The following is a 237-nucleotide window of genomic DNA, read 5'->3' as shown; positions in this document are numbered from 1 at the left end:
CGCCCGTGTTTGATCGCCGGGTAGATTTCGAAAACCGCGGCCGGCGCTGTCCCCAGCCATTGGCAATAGGCCCGCAGCCAGGCCCTGAAGGCCTGACCGTCCCGTTCGTCCAGCGCCCCGCTTCGCTCGATCAACCTGACGGCATCGAGAACGAAGTACAGGTCCGCAAGCACGAGGATGCCGTATCCCGGACCTTCATTGTGGTCGCGCCCCCACCGCACCTGCGCATAGCGCATG

The 237-nt window shown here is 65.0% G+C and carries 1 protein-coding gene; it reads right to left on the bottom strand.

The annotated features are described in order from the left end of the window. Nucleotides 1-237, bottom strand: a 237-nt coding sequence (locus tag KVT37_RS32830) for an alginate lyase family protein (protein ID WP_217579088.1), incomplete at both ends; no start/stop codon positions are given.

The sequence above is a fragment of the Mesorhizobium sp. GbtcB19 genome, assembly GCF_019091085.1.
Classification (GTDB): Bacteria; Pseudomonadota; Alphaproteobacteria; order Rhizobiales; family Rhizobiaceae; genus Mesorhizobium.
Note: the sequence above shows the minus strand (reverse complement) of the source record. Positions and strands in the feature narration are given on the sequence as shown.